The following is a 23,028-nucleotide window of genomic DNA, read 5'->3' on the forward strand; positions in this document are numbered from 1 at the left end:
GGCCTGAGAAGAGAACGATCAGCTCGCTTTACGTTCTGCTGTCTGACGGTAGGCGACCAAATCTTCGGTGGTCAGTACCGGCATGCCGTGCTGTTTAGCAAAGACGATCACTTCCGGCGCACGCGCCATGGAACCGTCATCATTGGTCAGCTCACACAGCACAGCGGCCGGTTTGAACCCTGCCAGCGTTGCCAGATCGATAGACGCTTCGGTATGACCACAGCGAGTCAGTACGCCGCCCGGTTGACCGCGCAACGGGAAGACGTGCCCAGGGCGATTCAAATCGCTTGCACGAGCGTCATCAGCAATGGCGGCGCGAACGGTTGTCATACGGTCAGCCGCAGACACACCGGTTGTCACACCTTCAGCAGCTTCGATGGTGACGGTAAAGCCGGTTTGATAATGGCTGGTATTGTGCTCCACCATCATGGGCAGTTCCAATTGACGGCGGCGCTCTTCAGTCAGGCACAGGCAGACGATGCCGCTACCGTAGCGAATGGTCATCGCCATTTGCTCAACGGTCATGTTCTCGGCGGCAAAAACCATGTCGCCTTCGTTTTCACGGTCTTCGTCGTCCAACACCATAACACCAACGCCTTGACGCAGCGCTTCAAGCGCACGTTCAACGCGTTCAGATGGCGTGCCAAATTCAGAAAGTAATGCCTGATTCATGGTAAAAAACCTCATGTTTATTATGGATTACCAGAACCAGGGCGAGCTTGAGGAGTAACCATTACAACAGATGCTGTTCAATGCGCACCTGGCAATGACTAACAAAATAACGCGAGTGGGCATATGCCCAACAGGATACCGTTACTCTCTCCCATCCGGACTATAACCGTCGGCCCCGGAATTTCACCGGATCTGCTGACCTCACCACGTAAATCGATAATAAATTATTGATAACGTTACGGCGAGCGCTCGCGGGCTTCCAGACGAAAGCACGATGTTTTAGCACCCTGCGCTGTCTGGTTTACCGCCGGTGGGGAATTACACCCCGCCCTGAGAAGTAAGCGTGATAACTATAACCTATTGCCTGAGCGGGGTAATTAGCGCAATGGATAAAATGTGACATCTGCTGGCCTATTGGTAAAAATTTTCTTTAGAAATCCGACACAAAGCATTACAAGGCGAGTTTTGGTTTATCCCTTTTCATTCACGCATTACACTGACAGTACAGATACCAGAAACCGAGCAGGAAAACGGCATGATTGACCCGAAAAAGATTGAGCAAATTGCACGTCAGGTGCATGAATCCATGCCGAAAGGTATACGTGAGCTGGGCGAAGACGCCGAGAAAAAAATTCGCCAGGTACTGCAAGCACAGTTTACCAAGCTGGATCTGGTAAACCGCGAAGAGTTCGATGTGCAAACGCAGGTTCTGCTGCGCACTCGTGAAAAACTGGCGCGGCTGGAACAGCGTTTGAGCGAGTTGGAAGACAAGCTGGGCGCAGAAAAAACCGCTACTTCTGAACAGCAGCCCTCGTAGGCGGTACGACCTCATCGCGGGCACCGGCCACCCGAGGGCCGGTGCAGCAGCGATTATTCTGCTGCCAGTTGCTGTGATTTATGCGGTAACCACCACAGCACTGCCAGCATAATCAGTGCATAGAGCTATTTAGCCCCTACCATCACCAACAGTGCGCAGCACAACACACTGCCGATAACCGCCATCAGGCGGGCCCGACCTTTCAACAGCCGACACCCTGCCAGCATGCACAGCAGATAAACCAGAACAAAAATACCGTTGGCGTAAACAATCAACGTCGATAATGGCAGTGACAGCCAGTAAATCAGCAGGCAACAAACATGCTACAAGGCACCACCGCCGACAGTGCGCTAAGGGGAACTTGGGCACGTGAAAGTCGTCCCAAGCGACTCCCCGGTGCTGCCTGTGACCACACCAGTCGCGCAAAACCCTGCGTATAAATGTTCACACTGGCAAAGCACGCCAGATAGCCAATCAGGCAGGCTCCCCAATAGATCCATTCGCTACCAAACAAATCTGCGACTATACTCAACAGCAGTGAGGTCGGAGCGATATCATTACCATAGACGTTCAACTGCAAAATCGCGACGGTACAGCCCCAATAAAAGATGCCAGCAATCGGCATGCCGATCATCAAAGCCCGAGGAAAATCACGCTCTGGGTTACAAAACTCGGTAGAGAGGTGAGCAAACGCTTCCAGTCCAACAAAACACCAAAACATCACGGCAAGTGAATCAAAGGTGTTCGGCCAAGAGAGGGTACTCAGCGCAGTCCAAGCGATATGCGTGGGATCAATCTCTCCCCCCCAAAATGGCAGCGACCAGCAGCACCAGTACGGCAATGCCCGTTTGAATGGAAGCACTTGAGCCCGCACTGCGTGACCCGAGCAGCCAAATGGCGATCAGCGTCAACATTTGCACGACCAATATGACTACCCTGCTATGGCCGATAAACGGCGCCCAAAACTCAGCGGCAATTTGCAACGCAGCAGGCAACCCCAAGGGGATCACGGAAAGAAACAGCCAGCGGGTCACGCGTGCCAGGCGCGGGCCAAACGCCAGATTGACAAAGTGGGCTGCCCCACCGGCATTGGGAAAATGCTGTCCTAACGCGGCAAAGCGAATGGCAATCGGAAACACCAACACAATCAGCAGCGGCCAAGCCCACAGGCTGTCATTACCCGACAGTTGCGCCACAATAGCTGGCACCGCAAACACGCCAGTTCCCAGTAGCGAAGTGGAAAGCAGCCCCACTCCCTGAACCACGCCCAGATCCTGCTTTAACCCATTGCTACTCGCCACGTCAGTCCACCCTATCCCCTAAAAAAACAAAGCCTCCATGTAGGAGGCTTTGTGGTTACAAAATCACGTCTACCCATTAGCCCGCAGTACATCGCGAATACCGCCTTTGTAAGCCTCGACTTTCTGCGGCGTCATTAAACGACGCTCATCATCCAGTACTACTCCGCCGACGTCGTCAGCAATGCGCTGCGCAGATTGCAGCATCAGTTTGAAATTCTGGCTTGCGTCACCGTAGGAGGGCACCATCATGAAAATGGAGACGCCCGGCGTAGAGAAATCGGCCATGTCGTCGATACTGAAAGATCCGGGTTTCACCATGTTGGCCAGGCTAAACAGCACCGGGCCTGCACCCGCAGGATTGATATGACGATGGAAAATATTCATTTCACCGAACTGGAAGCCGGCCTGCAATACGCTCTGCAACAGCACTTCACCGCCAATGATACTGCCCTGATGAGCGGCAACGTGCAGTACCAGCACGGTTTCTTGCGCAGCGCTGCTTGCGCTTTGCACTTGTGGCTGGTCAGCATCTCGCTCAGGCAAGTCTTGCTCCGCGGCCTGCTCTTCAAGGTGCGGTGCACGTTCAACAGGCGTTGGTTGTACAGGCGCAACGTTTGCAGCATGTGCGGGGCGAGTCTCCTGCGCAACGCGATCGACATGCACCTCAGGTGCAGATTGCGGCGCGGTGGTCGCGCCTAACAGCGGATCGTAATCGGTACGAACGTGTTCGGCAGCAGAAGCGAAAGGCGATGAGGATGCAGGCGGCGGCGCAGGCTCACTGAACGAACCAAATGCAGGTTCTTCCTGCGTACGAGTCCGTGTGACTCTGACTTCGCCGACCCCTTCATCAAGCTCCTCAAGCGGCGCAGCCTCTTCTCGCTTCTGCTTTTGCTTAAGGCGCTTCACCGGACGGTCACGAAAAAGGGACGAGCGCTCTTTACGGCTCGTCCACAAGCCGTGAAGCAGTAGCGCAATTATAGCGATCGCGCCCACAACGATTAATATCAGACGCAAGTCCTGCATCATTGCTATCCCAGTTAATTCAATTTATTGCCACCGCGGCAACTTTTTCATACCCCTAACTCTATTTGCCTGCGTACACAAGTGCAAGCCTGCGCAGTATTTTATAGGAATAAAGATATACCGGGCGCACTTTTTTGCTTTTTTTTCGTCCAAAGGGTCACTGGTCAGCAGAAAATCATCCCGATATGATGCAGATCACACAAACGATCCGGATCACCCCACAATGAGGAACAGGATGTCATGGTAACCCCGTCCCCCGCTACGCCACCGCGTTCAGGCATTTACTATTTCGCACAAGGTTGGCAACTGATGTCGCTGCCGGGCATATGGTGTTTTGTCATCGTTCCCCTGCTGCTCAATGTGCTGTTGATGGGCGGTGCCTTTTGGTGGCTGTTTTCCCGCATGGGTGACTGGATTGCCCAACTGATGGGGCATGTGCCAGAGTGGCTGCAATGGTTAAGCTACCTGCTATGGCCGCTCGCTGTCATATCTATCCTGTTGGTATTCGGCTATTTTTTCAGCACCATTGCCAATTTTATCGCGGCACCGTTTAACGGCCTGCTGGCCGAACAGCTTGAAGCGCGGCTGACCGGAAAGGCCCTGCCGGACAGCGGCTTTATGGGCATGGTCAAAGATATACCGCGGATCATGAAGCGCGAAGTGCAGAAACTCGCCTATTACCTGCCGCGCGCCATCGTGCTGCTGCTGTTGTATCTTATTCCCGGTATCGGACAAACCGTGGCACCGCTGCTGTGGTTCGGGTTTAGCGCCTGGATGCTAGCCATTCAATATTGCGATTATCCCTTCGACAATCACAAAATCAGCTTTCCCACCATGCGCGAAGCATTGCGGCGTCATAAACTCAATAACTTGCAGTTCGGCACGCTGGTCAGTGTGTTTACGCTGGTGCCGTTCCTGAATTTGGTGGTGATGCCGGTCGCCGTCTGTGGCGCAACCGCATTGTGGGTGGATCGGTATCGTCATCTCTCGGTATCAGCGGGAACGCGATAGTTTTTCCGACTGTAATGAAAAGATATTTCTTAAGAACATAACGATATAGCAATTCTTTCCTTCCCTGAAAGGACGGAGTGAGTATGCTCTATCTTGTTGGTAAAAATTTCATACAGTTATAAGGACTGGCCATGAGCAAAATCTATGAAGATAACTCCTACACCATCGGCCACTCGCCGCTGGTTCGCCTGAACCGCGTCGGTAATGGACGTATTCTGGCAAAAGTAGAATCGCGCAATCCTAGCTTCAGCGTCAAATGCCGTATCGGTGCGAACCTGATTTGGGATGCAGAAAAACGCGGCGTATTAAAACCCGGCGTTGAACTGGTGGAACCGACGAGCGGTAACACCGGGATTGCTCTGGCCTATGTCGCTGCTGCCAGCGGGTACAAATTAACCCTGACCATGCCAGAAACCATGAGCATTGAGCGGCGCAAACTGTTGAAAGCGCTGGGCGCCAAACTGGTACTGACCGAAGGTGCGAAAGGCATGAAAGGGGCCATCGCCAAGGCAGAAAAGATTGTTGCCAGCGACCCGAGCCGCTTCCTGTTACTGCAACAGTTCAGCAACCCGGCTAACCCGGAAATTCACGAAAAAACCACCGGCCCGGAAATCTGGGAAGACACCGATGGTGAAGTCGACGTGTTTATCTCCGGTGTCGGCACCGGCGGTACGTTGACTGGCGTCAGCCGTTTTATCAAGAAAACCAAAGGCAAAGCTATCACAACTGTCGCGGTTGAACCCGTTGATTCACCGGTGATCACCCAAGCGCTGGCTGGCGAAGAGATCAAGCCTGGCCCGCACAAGATCCAAGGGATCGGCGCAGGATTCATTCCGGGTAACCTCGATCTTGCTCTGGTGGATCGCGTTGAGCGCATTTCTAACGAGGATGCGATTTCAACCGCACGTCGCCTGATGGAAGAAGAAGGTATTCTGGCTGGTATCTCTTCCGGTGCTGCTGTGGCTGCCGCGCTGAATTTGCTGAAAGAGCCCGAGTTTGAAGGCAAAACTATCGTGGTGATTCTGCCCTCTTCCGGTGAGCGTTATCTCAGTACTGCGCTGTTTGCCGATCTGTTCACAGAACAAGAATTGCAGCAGTAATCCTTCGTTACATTGACAGCATAAAAGCACCTTCACAGGTGCTTTTTTTGTGGTCAAGTTCAAAGTTTATACCCATCAATGATTGCTTTTTTTGTCCAGGTTTAGTATTTAATCAAACAATTATTTTGATGCGCGAAATTAATAACCGTAACATCGTACCCTGTTCCTACTGATGGCAATGTCCCCGTTTTTTACCACAGAGGCAGCAAGGCCATCTGACACTGGGCTGGAATACGGTGCTATTTGACGTATATATTCAGGGAAGGCGTTTCGTCCTTACCTTTCCGCATCAAAGGCGACCCCGTAACATAAATGGGGCTGACCTAACAGACTAAAGTTCGGTAAATACACTAAACTTTAGTTCCACAACACGAATCCAAACCATAGTTGGGGAAAACAGAATGTTCCAGCAAGAAGTTACTATCACCGCTCCGAATGGCCTGCACACCCGTCCTGCGGCTCAGTTTGTTAAAGAAGCCAAAGGATTTACCAGCGAAATTACCGTCACCTCCAACGGAAAAAGTGCCAGCGCGAAAAGTTTGTTCAAGCTTCAGACCCTTGGCCTGACGCAAGGCACTGTCGTTACCCTTTCCGCAGAAGGTGAAGACGAGCAAAAAGCCGTTTAACATCTGGTTAAGCTGATGGCCGAACCTGAGTAATCGGCAGGCTTTTCGTGTGAACATCAGTTTCGAGTGAAGGTAGGGTTATGATTTCAGGCATATTAGTATCACCCGGTTTTGCTTTCGGTAACGCGCTGTTATTGAAGGAGGACGAAATCGTCATCAGCCGGAAGAAAATTACTGCTGAAGACGTTGAACAAGAAATCGAACTTTTTCTGAGTGGCCGGGCCAAGGCTTCTGCACAGTTGGAAGCCATCAAGACCAAAGCAGGTGCAACCCTGGGCGCTGAGAAAGAGGCCATCTTCGAAGGGCATATCATGCTGCTTGAAGATGAAGAGTTCGAGCAGGAAATCATAGCCCTGATCAAAAAGGACCGTCACTCTGCCGATGCAGCAACCTACTCAGTTATCGAGAATCAGGCGAAAGCGTTGGAAGAACTGGACGATGAGTACCTGAAAGAGCGCGCAGCGGACATGCGCGATATCGGTAAACGCCTACTGAGAAACATTCTCGGTATGCCGATTATCGATCTTGGCGATATTCAAGAAGAATCGATCCTGATCGCAACCGATTTGACGCCATCAGAAACCGCGCAGTTGAACCTGGACAAGGTGCTGGGCTTTATTACCGATCTCGGCGGCCGGACCTCCCATACCTCCGTTATGGCGCGTTCTCTGGAGCTGCCCGCGATTGTCGGCACCACGGATGCCACCCAGCAGATAAAAAACGGCGACTATCTGATTCTGGATGGCGTGAACAACAAAATTTATCAGAACCCGACGCCGGACGTTATCGAACAGCTGAAAGCGCTGGAAGCACAGTACTACGCTGAAAAAGACGCGTTGGCAAAACTGAAGGATTTGCCCGCCATCACGCTCGACGGGCATCAGGTAGAAGTGTGCGCCAACATTGGTACCGTGCGTGATGTTGCCGGTGCTGAGCGCAACGGCGCAGAAGGTGTTGGGCTCTATCGCACCGAATTCCTGTTTATGGATCGCGATGCGTTCCCGACAGAAGAAGAGCAGTTCCAGGCCTACAAAGCCGTGGCAGAAGCCGTGGGGGCGCAGGCGGTTATCGTGCGCACCATGGATATCGGCGGCGATAAAGATCTGCCTTACATGAACCTGCCGAAGGAAGAGAACCCGTTCCTGGGTTGGCGAGCAATTCGTATCTGTCTCGATCGTAAAGAAATTCTTCATACACAGCTGCGTGCCATTTTGCGCGCGTCGGTGTCTGGCAAGCTACGCATCATGTTCCCGATGATCATTTCCGTAGAGGAAGTGCGTGCGCTGAAAGCCGAGCTGGAACTGCTGAAATCGCAGTTGAGAGCAGAAGGGAAAGCCTTCGATGAGAGCATCGAGGTGGGCATAATGGTTGAAACACCTGCTGCGGCCGCCATTGCCAACCATCTGGCGAAAGAAGTGGACTTTTTTAGTATTGGGACAAATGACTTAACCCAGTATACTCTGGCAGTTGATCGCGGTAATGAGCTTATCTTTCATCTCTATAACCCGATGTCTCCAGCAATATTGCGTTTGATCAAGCAGGTCATTGACGCATCTCATGCTGAAGGCAAATGGACGGGGATGTGCGGCGAGCTCGCTGGTGACGAAAGTGCTACACTGCTATTATTGGGTATGGGTTTGGATGAATTCAGCATGAGTGCAATCTCAATTCCTGGCATCAAGAAGATCATTCGTAATGCAAATTACGACGATGCCAAAGCGTTGGCAGAACAAGCGCTCTCCCAACCCACAGCGCAAGAACTGAGCGATGTAGTGAGCCGATTCATCAAAGAAAAAACGCTCTGCTGATTCTGCTATGCTGACCCAATATTAATGATTAGGAGAAGATCATGGGTTTGTTCGATAAACTGAAATCTCTGGTATCTGATGACAAAAAAGATACTGGCAGCATTGAAATCATTGCACCGCTGTCTGGTGAAATCGTCAATATCGAAGACGTTCCTGACGTTGTTTTTGCTGAAAAAATTGTCGGGGACGGTATTGCCATTAAACCGACTGGCAACAAGGTGGTGGCGCCGGTTGATGGCACCATCGGCAAGATTTTTGAAACTAACCATGCTTTCTCTATCGAATCCGACAGCGGTATTGAACTGTTCGTTCACTTCGGCATCGATACCGTTGAGCTGAAAGGTGAAGGCTTCAAACGCATAGCGGAAGAAGGCCAACACGTGAAGAAAGGCGATCTGGTCATTGAATTCGATCTGGCGCTGTTGGAAGAAAAGGCCAAATCAACATTGACGCCGGTGGTTATCTCCAACATGGATGAAATCAAAGAGCTGACCAAGTTGAGCGGCACTGTTGTTGTCGGTGAAACACCGGTTATCCGTATCAAAAAGTAGCGTTTTTCTGAGTACAGCACCTCGTACCTCCCCCATGGCCAGTGCGCTGACGGTGGGGTTTTTATTTATTGCCCCACCCTACTCACTGTAAGCGCGGGCGTTTTTCCGCACCGGCAGAGGCCATTTCGAGGGCTGCCAGCACCTTTACCGCTCCTCCATCCAATGCAATCCCCAGTGACAGGGCTACGAGTGCGCAGCACTCCCCGTTTTTCACCCGATCAGCCCCGAAGGCCTACACAGCAACCATCTCCAGATCATGCATCGCATCATGGCAATGGCTGATTCCGTGATCCCTCGCCACCACGTAACAGAGTTCCCCCTGCCACACTCGAGCCCCGGCAACCGTTTTCACGGCGATGTTTTCCAGAGCGCACATCGCCATAAATAACGGACTGATGCCATGTTCTCTGGCGACCAGTCGGCAGGATTCACCGTTACGTACACGTTCCCCTGCCAATCCCATCACCGTACGCTTTTGCAACTCGTTGAAGGCGAAGCTATCGGATTCAATACCGTAGATATCCGCCACGACATAACAGCATTCGCCCGCACAAACCCGCGAGCCCGACTCACCATCAACCGCCAGCATATTCAGCTAATGCATTAGTATGCTACGTTCAGGAATGCCATGCGCCTCGGCAACCGTCTTGCACGATTGCCCCGCCAATACGCGCTCTACCGCAACGCAACGTGCCAATAGCGCATGCTCGCCGAGAGAAACAGATTTCCAGCGTTGATAAAACGCCTCACGCAGGGTACGTTGCACAGTAGGGGGATATCCACTGTTGTCTCCGATAAAGCGCGCCACCCGCACAATATCGTCAAATTGGGAAAACCCGCTAACCCCTGTAATGCGACTTACGCAAGCATTGGCCGCCAGGGATGACAACACAGGAACAGAACAACGCGCAGACAACGCCATTGGCCCTACACCATCATTGCTGACGACGATAACCTCTTGAAAGAGTCGTACCGTCGGAACTGCTCCTAGCTTATAGTCAAAAAGTCCGTTGCCGGGTATGCGAAAAGGCGCATTATTGATATGGCAGAGATAATCCGAAAGCATGTAGGTCATCCTGAATCGGGAGTTTGTGTATCCATAGAAAAGTAAGTTTCGGACAAAAACACACGGCTACCGTTTAAAAAAACGTGCTAATCAATGGCTCTGCGCTACGGTTTCTTGCCAACGAGGAATAAAGATACGCACGGTCAATCCCCCCTGCGGGCCGTTATCGGCCTCAATATGCCCCCCGTGCGCCATCACCACTTTGCGGGCAATCGCCAGCCCTAATCCATAGCCCTTGCCGGACTGCGGCGATTCGATGCGAATAAAGGGATCAAAGATGCTGGATAGCTTATTTTTCTCCACCCCCGGCCCCTGGTCGGTGACACAAAGCAGCCACTCGCGCTCCGTGCCACGCAGGTCTACCAGCACCGTCTGCTCGCGGGTTGAAAAGCGCAGTGCGTTGCGCACGATATTATCCAACGCGCGCCGCATCAGCTCAGCATTACCTTTTACCGTGTGATCCTGCTCAGTATCCGCCTCCAACAGAATGGTAACCCCCGGTACTTGCGCCTCATAGCGCGCATCGTTTACCACTGCGTCGACCAACCCGTACAAATCGAAGTAGGACTCATCAACCACCTGATGCTCGGCGCGTGATAGCGTCAGCAGTTCACCAATCATTTTGTCCATGCGCGCCGCTTCACCTTCGATGCGCTGCATTGAGGTATCGATATTATCGCGATTTTGGTGCGCCAACCCGATGGCCAACTGTAAACGCGCCAGAGGTGAACGTAGCTCATGAGACACATCATGCAGCAGTTGTTCGCGGGAACTCACCAACACCTCCAACCGCTCGACCATGGCATCAAAATCCCGCGCTACGTCGCTCAACTCATCGTGCCGTCGTTTCATGTCCGGCAACAGCCGAATGGATAAATCTCCCTGTGCTGGCGCGCGAGCGATTGAGCGGCCGGGTCAGGTTCCAGGCCAATACCCCACTGAAGAGCAGCCCGCCTAATCCCGCAATCCATACCAACGGTTCAGGAATATTGAGTATCAACATCGGACGCGGTGCGTAGGTTTCATCGCGCAAACGCAGAACATCAAAAGAGACCCAATAGCGCTCGCCATTAGGCCCATTGACCGCGTTGACCAGCGGCATTGGGCGATCGCCCCGGTGATGTTCCTCATCCGCTGGCGGCCTCGGGCCACCGGGAGGCGGGATATCACTGGCTGGCGGTTCACGCCACGGCTCAGGCGGTGGAGTCCATTTCTCGGCATCGGTTACCGTGGTAGATACGCGCAGAAAACCGCGTTCCTGTGGCAGCCACTGAGCTTCCAGTGCGTCCAGCGCGGACTGCCCACCCTGTTGTAACGCAGATTGCGCCATCGACAGTTGTAACGACATCAAGCGTTGGATCATCACATCTTCCGGCGGCGCGCAGTGCCCACCGTCATACAACGTGAACCCCAACCACAGCAGTTGCGATATCAATAAAAACGTCAACCAGAAGCCAAACAGTATTTTCCAGAACAAGCGTCCCTGCATCATCAACGAATCCGGTATCATACGCTGCGCACGGTTTCAATGGTCATGTTGCTGCCCGGCAGTTCGGCCAGCTTTTGCCGAATGTTGCTGATATGCACATCGACGCTGCGATCGTAGGCTTCACGCTGCCGCCCCAGACATTTTTCCGATAGCTCATCTTTGGAGACCACGCGCTCGCACGCGCGCACCAGCAGTTCCAGCAAATTAAACTCGGAGGCGGTTAAATCAAAGGGGTGTCCTTTCCATTCGCTGGTGCGCGTAGCGGGGTTCAACACCAGTTCGCCTAATGTGGCAGTCTCTTCGCTTTCCTGCTTTTCCGGGCGCTCATCATAACGACGCAGCACCGCGCGCAAGCGTGCTACCAGTTCACGGGGGAAACATGGCTTCGGCATATAATCATCGGCCCCCATTTCCAGACCAATCACCAGGTCGATATTGTCACCCTTAGCCGTCAACATGATAATCGGCAACCGGCTCGATTTACGCACCTGGCGTAACACATCAATATCGCTCATATCCGGCAACATAACGTCCAGAATCATGACGGTGTAATTTCCTGACAGCGCGCTTTCCACGCCCTCTTTCCCTGTCAACACTCGCGATGCGGCAAATCCCTCAGCGCTGAGATACTCACAAAGCAGGTTTCCCAACTCCACATCATCATCAACCAACAACAGCTTCACACCTTGCTCCCCTTGGCGGTTCTGGCGGTTATTTTCTCGTTTAATACGTATTTTCGCAGCCATCTTTACTGAATTCTTACCTTCTATAGCACTAAATAGTCGAGATCGGGTCATAGAGTCAGGGTAAAGTAACGGCTTTGTTCTATGCGGTTAGCATCGCCCCGTCAGACGTCAGTACCCTGCTGAGACGTCAACACTCGATAAGGATATTCAACTGCTCATGCCTGCTCGTTTTTTGTCATTACGTACGTCGCTACTGGCGCTGGTTGCCATCGTTGCCATTTATTTTGACTATAAGTACTTTTTCGCCGCCCCACCACCGGTGAACTACATTACCGCGCCCGTAGAAACCCGAGATATTGAGCAGACCGTCCTGGCAGATGGCACCATTGAAGCGCTCAAACAGGTCAGCGTCGGTGCCCAGGTGTCAGGGCAAATCAAAGCGTTGCATATTGCACTTGGCGATAAGGTGAGCAAGGGACAACTGCTGGCAGAAATTGACGATTTAACACAGCAAAATACGCTGAAAGACAGCGATGCCGCGCTGAAAAACATTCAGGCGCAGCGTGCGGCCAAGCAGGCCACGCTGCGCAACAATCAGCTTAGTTGGCAGCGTCAGCAAATGCTAATGCAACGCGGTGTGGGTGCACAGGCCGATTATGACAGCGCCAAGGCCACTCTGGATGCCACCACAGCAGACATTGCCGCCCTCGACGCACAAATCGCGCAGGCGGAGATTGCCACCAGCACCGCCAAGGTCAATCTGGGCTATACGCAAATTACCGCACCGATGGATGGCACCATTGTCGCCATTCCGGTGGAAGCAGGGCAGGCCGTCAACGCGGCGCAAAATACCCCCACCATCGCCAAAGTGGCGAACCTGAACACCATGACAGTGAAGGCGCAGATTTCCGAAGCCGATGTGGTCAATGTGAAAGTCGGCATGCCGGTCTGGTTTACCATTCTTGGCCAGCCCAACAAGCGCTATCAAGCCACACTGCGCGCTATCAAACCGACGCCGGATTCCATCAACGACGAGACTACCAGTTCATCCAGCAGTTCCAGCTCTTCAACATCTAAGGCGATTTATTACAACGGCCTGTTTGATGTTGATAACCAGGATGGCACGCTGCGTATCTCGATGACGGCGCAAGTGTATATTCTGCGTGCTGCGGTAAAAAACGCGCTGGTGGTGCCCGCCACGGCCGTACAGCAGCTTAATGGGAAAACCGTGGTGCAAGTGGTTAATGCGCAAGGTCAACGTGAATCCCGTGACGTGACTATTGGTATTAACGACAACGTGCATACCCAATTACTCACCGGCGTCAGCGCGGGTGAACAAGTGATCATCAGCCAGCAACCTGGTTCTTCATCATCAACGGCGCGCCACCCCGGCCCGCCTCCGATGTAAGGGGAGCTAACGAATGACTCAACCTTTATTAACACTAACGGGAATTTCACGCCGTTTTACCAACGGTGACCAAACGGTCAACGTGTTGAAAACGATAAACCTGACGATTCATGCGGGTGAGATGGTCGCTATTGTTGGGGCTTCCGGCTCCGGCAAGTCGACATTGATGAATATTCTTGGTTGTCTGGATAAAGTCTCGGAAGGAGAATATCGGGTTAACGGGCAAGCGGTAGCGACGCTTGACAGCGATAGCCTGGCCGCGCTGCGTCGGGAGTATTTCGGGTTTATCTTTCAACGCTATCATCTGCTGGGCGATCTTTCCGCACAGGGCAATGTCGAATCCCCGCCATTTACGCCGGGCGCGACCGCGCGCAGCGGCGCTGCTGCACCGCCTTGGATTGGGTGAACGCCTGAACTATCGCCCCAGCCAACTTTCCGGCGGGCAACAACAGCGCGTCAGTATCGCCCGCGCTCTGATGAACGGCGGTCAGGTGATCCTCGCGGATGAGCCAACTGGCGCACTGGACACGCACAGCGGTAACGAAGTACTGGCCATTTTGAAAGATCTGAACGCGCAGGGGCACACGATCATTATCGTGACCCACGATATGCAGATCGCGCGCCATGCCGGGCGTATCATCGAGTTGCGCGATGGCGAAGTGATCGCGGATTCAGCCAGTACAACGACTCCTGCCGAGACTGCGCCGCAAGGGAACACCAGTGCCAAGCGCGCGATCGTTTTATCGATGCCTTCAAAATGGCGCTGCTGGCGATGAACGCTCAGCGCATGCGCACCTTTCTAACCATGCTCGGTATCATTATAGGTATCGCCTCGGTGGTCTCTGTGGTTGCGCTAGGCAAAGGCTCGCAACAGCAAGTGCTGGCCGACATCAGTGCAATGGGTACCAGTACGCTGGAGATCTATCCTGGCGAGGATTTCGGTGACCAACGTTCGAGCGCCATTCAAACGCTGCGTGCGACCGATATCGAACCTTTGGCGCAGCAACCTTACGTTCACAGCGTGACACCCTCTGTCGCCACCAGAGTCACACTGCGCTATGGCAATATTGCCGTCACGGCCAATGCCAACGGTGTAGGAGAACAGTTTTTCACCGTGCGCGGCTACAGTGTGGCACAGGGGGATGATTTTCCCACGCGCCAACGTGGATAATCTGTCGTAGGAAGCGGTTATCGATCAGAACACATTGCAGAAGCTGTTTCCCAACGGGGAGAACCCTATAGGCGAGGTGATCCTGCTAGGATCGCTTCCCGTGCGGATTATTGGCGTGGTGGAAAAAAAAACAGCAGTGGCTTTGGCAGCGATGAAAACCTGAACGTCTGGGTACCCTACACCACGGCGATGAAACGCATGATCGGGCAGTCCTACCTGAGAAGCATCACCGTCAGAGTCAAAGACAACGTGGATTTGAGCGTGGCAGAACAGGGAATTACCCAGATTTTAACCCAGCTCCACGGCAGCAAAGACTTCTTTGTTTTCAACACCGACAGCATTCGTCAAACCATCGAGAAAGCCACCACCACGCTGGCGCTGCTGGTTTCCGCTATTGCGTTTATTTCGCTGCTGGGCGGCGTGTTGGGGGTTTCGCTGTCGCTGTTGGCGGGAGCGATATTTAGCCACTTCTTCAGCAGCTTCTCGTTAATCTACTCGCCAGCATCTATTATTGTTGCCGCGTTCCTGTGCGCCAGCTTGATTGGGGTGATTTTTGGCTTCTTCCCCGCCCGGCGCGCCGCATAATATGGAACCAATACACTCGCTGGAACGGGAATAGTATTAACCAAATACGCCGGTAGACAGATAGCGATCGTCGCGATCGCAGACAATCGCGCTACCGGGGTTTTCCCTCGCCACGCGCAGTGCTCCCGCCACCGCACCGCCGGAACTGACGCCGCAGAAAATACCCTCTTGATGAGCCAAGCATCGCAGCGTGGTTTCCGCCTCTTGCTGGGTAATATCCATTACACGATCAACGTATTGTGGCTGAAAAATCTCCGGCTCGTATCCCGGCGCCCAGCGGCGGATTCCTGGAATATGACTCCCCGACGCGGGTTGTAAACCGATGGTACAGACGGATGCACGCTGCTGTTTCAGGAAGCGACTGACGCCGGAAAGCGTGCCGGTGGTGCCCATTGAAGAGACAAAATGGGTGAGTGCGCCTTGCGTTTGCTGCCAGATTTCCGGCCCCGTGGTCATAAAATGCGCCAGCGCGTTATCCGGATTATTGAACTGATCGAGCACCTTGCCCTCACCGGATTCAGCCATCTGGCGCGCCAAATCGCGCGCCTTCCATGCCACACGCAGGGCTTACCAGCACCAGCTCTGCGCCGTAGGCGCACATCGCCAGTTGCCGCTCACGGCTCATGTTCTCCGGCATCAACAGCCGCAGGCGATACCCTTTCACAGCGGCAATCATCGCCAGCGCAATACCAGTATTGCCACTGGTGGCTTCAATCAGCCGATCGCCAGGGGTTATTTCTCCGCGCCGCTCAGCCTGCTCCACCATAAAGCGGACCGGACGATCTTTTACCGAGCCAGTCGGATTATTGCCTTCCAACTTAAGCCAGATCTCACTGCCGGTATCCTGCACCAGCCTTTGCAGCTTGATGAGTGGCGTATTGCCAATTGTGTTATCCAGCGTACTCAACGCGTCTCCCCTACCTACTCAACGTGAAAATGTTACGACGCGAGCAGTTTTTCCAGCGAAGGAGCGAAGAAATAGCTGCCACCCGCATCCGGCCGTTCGTCGGCGATAATCGCCACATCGCGTCGCGCATCGCCCTGTGGATTCTCTGTGCCGTCGACAAACCCGCTCAGATCGCGATCCTCGACCCAGCGAAAGCCGTGTATCTCTTCTTCAACAACATGGATCGCGGAACCAAACGCCGCCAATGCCGCCTGAGCCAGACTGAAATTGACATCGTGACGCAAAGATTGAATATGTAGCAGCAGATCGCGCTGCGTTGCCGGTGCCAACCCCTTACCCAGCGGAGCAAAGGGTTTCAGTTCAGCCGCTCCTTGTTCGCAATCGAGATCGCGCCACACATCATGACCAAACGCCAGCGTCGCCCCCAGCACCTCATCGGGAAAGCGCTCCTGCAACGACTGGCAAAACTTTTTGCACCCTAGGCGGATAGCGTCGAATTCGCCCTGAATCATGGCTTCAATAAAAATGGCAAAACGACGGTGTTCAAGCAAAATTCCGCTCTGTATCTGCGTCATTTCAAGCTTCCTCATGTTTTAATTATCTGCTTTTATCGTTTTTTGGCATTACGTGGCCTAAGGCACTCATCGTACCGCATTCGCGACAATGTGCTTTGTTCAAAAACAAAGGATAAAAATAAACAATGAGAGAATTGAAACGCTACGACGTTGGCGCGTTACCGCGCAAAGCTTGATAGGTGTGGCTTAAGAAATGTCGAGACGATAAAATCAGTCACGCGCTTGCGCGTGCCAGATGATTTTGCTGACGTGCCAGGTTTGCAGAATATCATCAGAGGGCATTAAGCCTTCCGGGCCGTTCCAGTCACCGGAATAGAGATAACTGACGTGCTTGCTTTGCGATTCAACGCACTCTACGCTGCGGGCATCATCCCCTTGAGCAAGCTGGCAGACCTTAAAGGCTTTACTGTAATGGGCGCTGAATGCATCCCCGATTTTCACGCCCCATACGCTGGCAATTTTCGCATCCATAACCTCGACGCGATTGACCTGCGCTTTGGACTTACCGCTGATCAACAACTTGATCTCATCACCATCCAGCGCCTGATAGAACGCCGTGATTTGGCCGTTAGTGGTGCCCATGCCGCTGCGCAAACGATAATTACCGTTCAGCGCCTGATTTATCGGCTCTTGTGCCAGCGGCGTGCCGCCGTTGAGCCCGCCGACACCGGCATCCGACACCTCGATTTTGCTGCCAAACCAGTTGAACGGCGACAGGCTGGACCAGGAGAAGTTGGAGAGCGCGCTACATCCCGTCAACAAAAAGGCGGCCAGCACACAGGGAACAACCAACTGAACGGAGCGAAACCTCATAACATAAATTCCTTTAACAGTGAGCGGCACCTGTGCCACCCCACGATCGCATGCGTGAGGGTTTGAGTCTCAGGCCTGAGAAAAGTGCCGTAAAAAACGGTCAAGCGGGCAAGATTATCGTCGATTCTCACAGTAAGGGGAAGTGAGCGACCTAAGACGTTGGCGGTACGAACAAACTCCCCATCAGTGAGCCTGCTGCCAAATTATAGCGGCGAGGCGGACTCAACCTCATGTTGAAAAACATAAGGATCGGACAACAGGCCAAACTGTTCATCGTCAGGATAGGTGACGGCAACATGGTAATCTGCAAACGCTTTTACTGCCTCAATATCTTGCCAATAGGTGGCAAGAAAGAAATGCTCCCAATCGCCTTGCGTAACCCTTTTGACCGCTGCCCCCAAATTGCCCGGTATGCTTTGGGAATGTTGAATGCCTGTGACATCAAGGTGTGCCGCAAATCCCGCTGCATGCGAAACGGGAACGCATCCGTGCCATGTTCTTACGATCATTATTCTGCTCCAGCAAACGTTATTCAGATAACCTAACCGAAGCAACGTACCACAGAAAGGAATAATTGCCTTCACATCAGCAACCAGAGCGGGGTGATCGAAGGAAGGCCACACAGGCCTTCCTTCTGATTGATGGCGTTATCCCGCCGTCACAGAGCGAAATGCAGTGAGGTCGTAGTGATGCGGGAACAAATCGTCCAGCTCGCGCTGGTGAGTAATGGCGATCACCGTACAGCCCGGTAGCGCCTGTTTAAGCTCATTCAGTAACGCACGCGCCGCACCGTGATCGAGGCTGCTGGTAGCCTCATCCAAATAGAGCGTATCCGGTTTAGCGATCAATGCGTGCGCGAAGGCCAGCCGCTGCTGTTCACCACCGGAAAAAATGCGATCCCAGTTATGTCGCTCAGCCAAACGATCGCACCACTCACCGAGGCCAACCCGTTTCAGGGTGTGCTGCATGGTGCTGGCATCCTTGAGCGGTGGGTACGGGTAACACAACATCTCCGCCAGCGTCCCCTGCCCCAAATAGCTTTTCTGTGGCAACAATAGCGAGCGGCCCGCTTGCGCTTGCCACTGCCCGCGATAGTAGGGCCACAGTCCGTTCAAGGTACGCAGCAGCGTCGATTTACCCAATCCACTTGGCCCGGACAGTTTGCTCCAGCTTCCCGGCGCACCGTGCACCTGAGCAAACGCGCTGCGGATCTGCATTAAGCCGCCGAGCGTCACCGTTTTCGATAAAAAGGCAGGCAGCGCAGCAAAAATAGGCACAATCAGACTGACACGCATTATAGCCGGAGGTGAAGAACCCCATATTACGCTTCGCGTCCATCAGTTGACGCCAACTGCGGGCGACATCGCTAAGATGGCGCGTCAGATAGGTTTTTTCCTGCGCCTCACCGCCATAGAGCGCGATTTGTTCCGCATTGTCGTATTTACGCAACAGCGCGGCACGGAAATCCGCTTCTGAGCGCTGTCGGGCATAGCTGATGCCGTGCAGTTTTTTCCCCACCAAATGCGTAATCAAAGTACCCACCACGGTGTAGATAATCACTACCCACACCAGATAGCCGGAGATCGCCCACTCACGACCAAACAGGGTAAAGCGTTGCACGCCAGAGAGTTGCCAGAGAATGATCATAAACGACGATAACCGACCCGCATTGATGATAAAGGCAACCACCATGCTGACCAATTTATCGGTGAACAGATTGATATCTTCGGCGATACGCTGATCCGGGGTGTCAATTTTCCCGGTTAACGACATGCGATAAAAAGTGCGCTTTGCCAGCCAGCTATCAACAAATTGCGCGGTCAGGGCGCTACGCCAACGGATCACCAACAAGCTGGTAAACCAGTCCTGATACACAAAAATACCGATATAGAGCGCGATGTAAATCGCGTACTCTTTCATCAAACCGAACAGCTTACTGCTGTCGTAGGTGCATAGCGTGTCGTAAAACACCCGACTCCATTCGTTGATCTGCACGTTGAGATAGACGATGCCGAAGCCCATGGATACAGCAACGGCCAGCAGCGACCAGGCGCGCCAACTGCGCCATCCACCCCAGAAGGGGCGGCACAGTTCCCATAATGCACTCATAGGGCGGCGTCTCCTTGCAATGCAACATCAGCGGTGCTGTCCTCTGTTTCAGCACCTGTTCAGCGCGCTGCCACAGTTCATGACCCCGCTCAGGAGAAGCGGTAAAGCTTATCTCGGTCTCGATGCGCTGGGCCTTGTCGGCCAACTCACTGTCTAGGCGCATACGGTAAATACCCAGCGCCTCATCGCGCAGGCTGTTTTTCAGATATTTATTTGCCAGGTTGCGCGCAACGCTGACTTGTACCGCCGCCTGTGGCGTCCAGGGTTGTTCGGTATAACTCCAGGCCCGCACCTCTGAGTGCGGTTCGATATTCAATGCCACGGTTGATTCACGTGTGCCAGCCAGTGCCCGATGTGGCGTGATAGCCGGCCGGGTAGCACGCGGCAATGACGCCAGATAACGTTCCACCAGTGGCAAGAACGTGTCCGCCGGTTCGTTCGCCATCAGGTAGTAGGTTACCGGTGCGCTTACTGTCTGTTGCCATTGGGTGAGCAACATCTGCGCGGTGACCCCACACAATTGCGCTTGATCAGGCTCCTGGTATGCGGGTTGCCCAAAGCGCAAACGCGTCACTTCACGCTGACGCAGATCGCCTGCCGACTGGCTGCGATTGGCGCGTTGGCGCATCAGGGACGCCAGACTGTCTTTCATGACGCTGGCATCAATGCCTGCTTGCGTGTTCATTGCATGATAAAGCTGGAACAACGACTGCACCTGTGTCAGCGTGGATAGCCCGGTAATTTGCAACTCATCCGCGCTTTGGCTGACGTTGAACGACACCGCTTGCGCTTGTTTCCAGTCACGCAAATTCTCCGCACGCCAGCCCTGTGTGCCACTCTGTGCCACAATCTGGCTGGCAATTTGCGCCTGCCATGGGTTGAGCGTTTTCGCCATAAACCCGGCATTGCTATAGGCCGACAGGTAAAACTTGTCGCGCGCCAGCGGAGTACGCAGGTAAACCACGCGATCGCCGTTAGCAAGCTTGCCATTGCTCCACCTGCTGCTGCGGGAAGTTCTGCACCGCAACACGCTTACCCGTCGAGGTAACCACAGACAGTTCCGGCACCACTTTCACTGTCCTGCAAGCGCACCACGTTCAGTTGCTGTTTCAGGCGAAGCTCGTAGTAGTGACGGGCAGTAAGCGACACGGCAGGCAGCGCGACAAACTGGCGGGCGATCTCCGCGGCCACCTCTTGCGGAACAATATCGCCAATCACCATCAGGCGCATGTTGGAAGGGTGATACCAGCGCTGATAAAAGTCCTGCAACTGGGTAGCGGGCATAGTGTTGATGGTCTCTTGCGTACCAATCACTGGGCGATCGGGATAGCGCGACCCCTGGCGTATCGCCTGAACGCGCTGCTGATTCATACGCTCGGCGACGCTTCGCTGGCGCGGAACACCATGTGCTCAACCATATGCGCTACGCCGGATTGTGCCTCGTTTTCATCCACCGAGCCGGCGTCTACCGCCAATCGGATATCAACGCGCTGTTTCTGGCCTTCCAGCGACACCAGCGTGTGGTGCAGCCCGTTAGGCAACGTGCCGGTAGTGATGTGCGGCCGCGGGCTTTTTATCTCCGCCGCACACAATGGTGCTCGAACGTCTGGGGCTAGTATAAGAATAGGTATTTTCTTTGCGGCGATACATGGCTTCAGAAAGCATGGCGTCATAGCCGGTATCCCACTGATGTTCAACTACATAAGTGGAAAACGGCGTAAACTGAAAACTCTGTTTCAGGTTGATGCTGCGTTGTGCGGTTTCTACCCGGCCAAAACCACCTTCTTGTGCAGTGGATGCTGAAGAGGCCCAATCAATGCTCGGTGTTTTTAACCAGTTAAAATAATCACGTTTCTGGTTATTGATCGTATTTTCGTTTTGTTTGTAGACCAGATTGGTCATCATCCTGCCAAGGCGGTTTTTATTTTCCCACTGTAAATTGGCACTAAATCCTCCGCCTTCGTTGGTGTACTCACCATTTTTGGTGTTGGCTCGGATATAAGTAGAAGTATGGGGCGCATACAGCAGTTGCAGGTCAACCTGATTGTTAGTATCAGGATCCCAAGCCCCACGCAGCATGTAGCTTTCGGACAAGCGATCCTGGTTTTGCCACTTTTCCATGTATTTATGCCAATACGGGATCACGGAATTCTTACGATCATAAACAAACATCACAGCGGCGTTATCGCTTAGCGGTTGGCTGGAATAAAAATTCTTGGTAAAACGCGGCTGTTTGCTCAGATTCGTAGCCGTGGAAAAGGTTTTTTCCTCGGTAGCCGTTATTAAATGGTATTTGGTCCAGGCATCGCGTGATGTGCGGTAACCCACAGCACCTGAGGCGTCGGTAAACGAGGGACGTTTTAATTTTATGTCGATAACCCCCCCGTGAACTGGCCGTACTTGGCAGAAATATTGCTGTCAAATACGGACATGCTTTCAATGAGGTTAGTGTCTATCCAAAAGGATTCTGGATGTCCGGAGGGAAAATCGTTAGCTGAATTACCGTTAGGCGCCGCACTGATCGCACCGACATTGTCGCCAGGGTTCAGGCGATCGTTATTCGACATACCATCGATAATAAAGTTGTTGTTGTAGAATTTCTCACCGTGGAACGACACCACATCAGGAGCAATCTCCCCCGGCGAAGCGCTGCTACGCGAGGTTTCAGCAAACTGCACGTTGGGGTTAGTGCGTAACAGCTCAGTAACATTACCGTTCGCCTGCGGCTTTTTCGCGATGTCCTCTGCCGTCAACTGTTGGCTACCAATCTCCATGGGCCCCGGCAATACACGCGCCTGAACGGTAATGACATCACCCCGGTTGCGTCCCTCAGCAGCAGAAGGTTCGGCGTTCTGATCCTCTGACGTCGTTGGTTTGGCACTGATTTGCGCCAACGGGCGAATAATAAATCCTTTGCCGTCGTCAGTCGGTTCCGCATACAGATTATTGCCGTGCAACAACGCTTCCAGCGCCTGTTCCACGCTATAGCGGCCGTTCAGCGCCTGCGCCTGCTTGCCAGCCACCAGTTGGCTGTCTACGCCAAAGTTAACGCCGGTTTGCCGTGCCAACTGCATCAGCGATTTTTCCAAGGGTTTCGCGGGCAACTGAACCGTGCTGACCGTGGCGGCCTGCGCCATCCCGGCGCTTAATGCCACAGTCAAAACTGCCTGCGGCCAAAACTTCCCCTGCTGCATAATAAAAATGGACATGAATACGAGTTCCCTGCCTGCTGCTATTTTTGATTTCTACTGACGATGACGTCAGGCAGCAAAAATCGGGCAGAGCAAAACGAAAATAATTTTGATAATTA

19 protein-coding genes, 6 pseudogenes and 1 riboswitch are annotated in these 23,028 nt (G+C 53.3%); of the genes and pseudogenes, 8 read left to right on the top strand and 17 right to left on the bottom strand.

Going from position 1 to position 23,028, the window contains the following annotated elements; all coding sequences use genetic code 11:
- Positions 1-18: 18 nt before the first annotated feature.
- Positions 19-672, bottom strand: a complete 654-nt coding sequence (gene ribB / locus JZM30_RS08600; protein ID WP_252318349.1) for a 3,4-dihydroxy-2-butanone-4-phosphate synthase — start codon at positions 670-672, stop codon at positions 19-21.
- A 139-nt stretch (positions 673-811) separates the two neighbouring features.
- Positions 812-1,014, bottom strand: a riboswitch (FMN riboswitch).
- Positions 1,015-1,207: 193 nt separating this feature from the next.
- Between ribB and ubiK the strand changes: the two genes are divergently transcribed.
- Positions 1,208-1,489, top strand: coding sequence for a ubiquinone biosynthesis accessory factor UbiK (gene ubiK / locus JZM30_RS08605; RefSeq protein WP_252318350.1), 282 nt, complete (start codon positions 1,208-1,210; stop codon positions 1,487-1,489).
- A 53-nt stretch (positions 1,490-1,542) separates the two neighbouring features.
- On the opposite strand, the pseudogene yjeH reads toward ubiK, so the two are convergent.
- Both yjeH and zipA read right to left on the bottom strand, forming a co-directional pair.
- Positions 1,543-2,790: pseudogene (yjeH, locus tag JZM30_RS08610) on the bottom strand (L-methionine/branched-chain amino acid transporter).
- Between the two features lie 69 nt (positions 2,791-2,859).
- Positions 2,860-3,816 (bottom strand): cell division protein ZipA, encoded by a 957-nt coding sequence (gene zipA / locus JZM30_RS08615; RefSeq protein ID WP_252318351.1) that lies wholly within the window; start codon positions 3,814-3,816, stop codon positions 2,860-2,862.
- A gap of 237 nt (positions 3,817-4,053) precedes the next feature.
- On the opposite strand from zipA, the gene cysZ reads away from it, so the two are divergent.
- The 5 genes from cysZ (at position 4,054) to crr (ending at position 8,909) form a co-directional block, all read left to right on the top strand.
- Positions 4,054-4,824, top strand: a complete 771-nt coding sequence (cysZ, locus tag JZM30_RS08620) for a sulfate transporter CysZ (RefSeq protein ID WP_252318352.1) — start codon at positions 4,054-4,056, stop codon at positions 4,822-4,824.
- Positions 4,825-4,955: 131 nt separating this feature from the next.
- Positions 4,956-5,924, top strand: a complete 969-nt coding sequence (gene cysK, locus JZM30_RS08625; protein ID WP_252318353.1) for a cysteine synthase A — start codon at positions 4,956-4,958, stop codon at positions 5,922-5,924.
- Positions 5,925-6,325: 401 nt separating this feature from the next.
- Positions 6,326-6,550 (top strand): phosphocarrier protein Hpr, encoded by a 225-nt coding sequence (gene ptsH / locus JZM30_RS08630; protein WP_252318354.1) that lies wholly within the window; start codon positions 6,326-6,328, stop codon positions 6,548-6,550.
- Between the two features lie 80 nt (positions 6,551-6,630).
- Positions 6,631-8,358: a phosphoenolpyruvate-protein phosphotransferase PtsI gene (gene ptsI / locus JZM30_RS08635; protein ID WP_252318355.1), complete on the top strand. Its 1,728-nt coding sequence runs from the start codon at positions 6,631-6,633 to the stop codon at positions 8,356-8,358.
- Between the two features lie 41 nt (positions 8,359-8,399).
- Positions 8,400-8,909, top strand: a complete 510-nt coding sequence (crr, locus tag JZM30_RS08640; protein WP_252318356.1) for a PTS glucose transporter subunit IIA — start codon at positions 8,400-8,402, stop codon at positions 8,907-8,909.
- Between the two features lie 82 nt (positions 8,910-8,991).
- Here the strand turns inward: crr and JZM30_RS23580 are convergent, their stop codons facing one another.
- The 5 genes and pseudogenes from JZM30_RS23580 to JZM30_RS08660 all read right to left on the bottom strand — a co-directional run bounded on the left by JZM30_RS23580 (position 8,992) and on the right by JZM30_RS08660 (position 12,147).
- Positions 8,992-9,123, bottom strand: a complete 132-nt coding sequence (locus JZM30_RS23580; RefSeq protein WP_286673521.1) for a hypothetical protein — start codon at positions 9,121-9,123, stop codon at positions 8,992-8,994.
- An 18-nt stretch (positions 9,124-9,141) separates the two neighbouring features.
- Positions 9,142-9,498, bottom strand: coding sequence for a hypothetical protein (locus JZM30_RS08645; protein ID WP_252318357.1), 357 nt, complete (start codon positions 9,496-9,498; stop codon positions 9,142-9,144).
- Between the two features lie 6 nt (positions 9,499-9,504).
- A complete protein-coding gene (locus JZM30_RS08650) occupies positions 9,505-9,975 on the bottom strand; it encodes a hypothetical protein (protein ID WP_252318358.1) in 471 nt (156 codons plus the stop codon).
- Positions 9,976-10,065: 90 nt separating this feature from the next.
- A pseudogene (locus tag JZM30_RS08655) lies at positions 10,066-11,467 on the bottom strand (sensor histidine kinase).
- Positions 11,468-11,481: 14 nt separating this feature from the next.
- The gene (locus JZM30_RS08660) at positions 11,482-12,147 is read right to left on the bottom strand and encodes a response regulator transcription factor (protein WP_252318798.1); all 666 of its coding nucleotides are present in this window, start codon (positions 12,145-12,147) and stop codon (positions 11,482-11,484) included.
- 220 nt (positions 12,148-12,367) lie between these two features.
- Between JZM30_RS08660 and JZM30_RS08665 the strand changes: the two genes are divergently transcribed.
- A complete protein-coding gene (locus tag JZM30_RS08665) occupies positions 12,368-13,558 on the top strand; it encodes an efflux RND transporter periplasmic adaptor subunit (RefSeq protein WP_252318359.1) in 1,191 nt (396 codons plus the stop codon).
- A gap of 13 nt (positions 13,559-13,571) precedes the next feature.
- Positions 13,572-15,348: pseudogene (locus tag JZM30_RS08670) on the top strand (ABC transporter permease).
- Between the two features lie 2 nt (positions 15,349-15,350).
- On the opposite strand, the pseudogene cysM reads toward JZM30_RS08670, so the two are convergent.
- The 9 genes and pseudogenes from cysM to JZM30_RS08720 all read right to left on the bottom strand — a co-directional run bounded on the left by cysM (position 15,351) and on the right by JZM30_RS08720 (position 22,927).
- Positions 15,351-16,221 (bottom strand): annotated as a pseudogene (cysM, locus tag JZM30_RS08675) (cysteine synthase CysM).
- A gap of 50 nt (positions 16,222-16,271) precedes the next feature.
- Positions 16,272-16,796 (bottom strand): annotated as a pseudogene (locus JZM30_RS08680) (Dyp-type peroxidase); the annotation flags it as partial.
- Positions 16,797-17,006: 210 nt separating this feature from the next.
- Entirely contained in the window at positions 17,007-17,609 is a 603-nt protein-coding gene (locus JZM30_RS08685) for an RpoE-regulated lipoprotein (protein ID WP_252318360.1), read from the bottom strand.
- A 203-nt stretch (positions 17,610-17,812) separates the two neighbouring features.
- Entirely contained in the window at positions 17,813-18,118 is a 306-nt protein-coding gene (locus JZM30_RS08690) for a hypothetical protein (RefSeq protein WP_252318799.1), read from the bottom strand.
- A gap of 138 nt (positions 18,119-18,256) precedes the next feature.
- Positions 18,257-19,718, bottom strand: a pseudogene (locus JZM30_RS08695) (ABC transporter ATP-binding protein/permease).
- Positions 19,719-20,750: 1,032 nt separating this feature from the next.
- Positions 20,751-21,089 (bottom strand): insulinase family protein, encoded by a 339-nt coding sequence (locus JZM30_RS08705; RefSeq protein ID WP_252318362.1) that lies wholly within the window; start codon positions 21,087-21,089, stop codon positions 20,751-20,753.
- The gene (locus JZM30_RS08710; protein ID WP_252318363.1) at positions 21,086-21,259 is read right to left on the bottom strand and encodes an insulinase family protein; all 174 of its coding nucleotides are present in this window, start codon (positions 21,257-21,259) and stop codon (positions 21,086-21,088) included. The genes JZM30_RS08705 and JZM30_RS08710 overlap by 4 nt, the downstream gene beginning before the upstream one ends.
- The gene (locus JZM30_RS08715) at positions 21,252-22,046 is read right to left on the bottom strand and encodes a hypothetical protein (protein ID WP_252318364.1); all 795 of its coding nucleotides are present in this window, start codon (positions 22,044-22,046) and stop codon (positions 21,252-21,254) included. Before JZM30_RS08715 ends, JZM30_RS08710 begins: the two co-directional genes overlap by 8 nt.
- A gap of 38 nt (positions 22,047-22,084) precedes the next feature.
- A complete protein-coding gene (locus JZM30_RS08720; protein WP_252318365.1) occupies positions 22,085-22,927 on the bottom strand; it encodes a TonB-dependent receptor in 843 nt (280 codons plus the stop codon).
- Positions 22,928-23,028 lie beyond the last annotated feature (101 nt).

Origin of the sequence: Candidatus Symbiopectobacterium endolongispinus (assembly GCF_018777385.1) — a bacterium.
GTDB lineage: Bacteria > Pseudomonadota > Gammaproteobacteria > Enterobacterales > Enterobacteriaceae > Symbiopectobacterium > Symbiopectobacterium endolongispinus.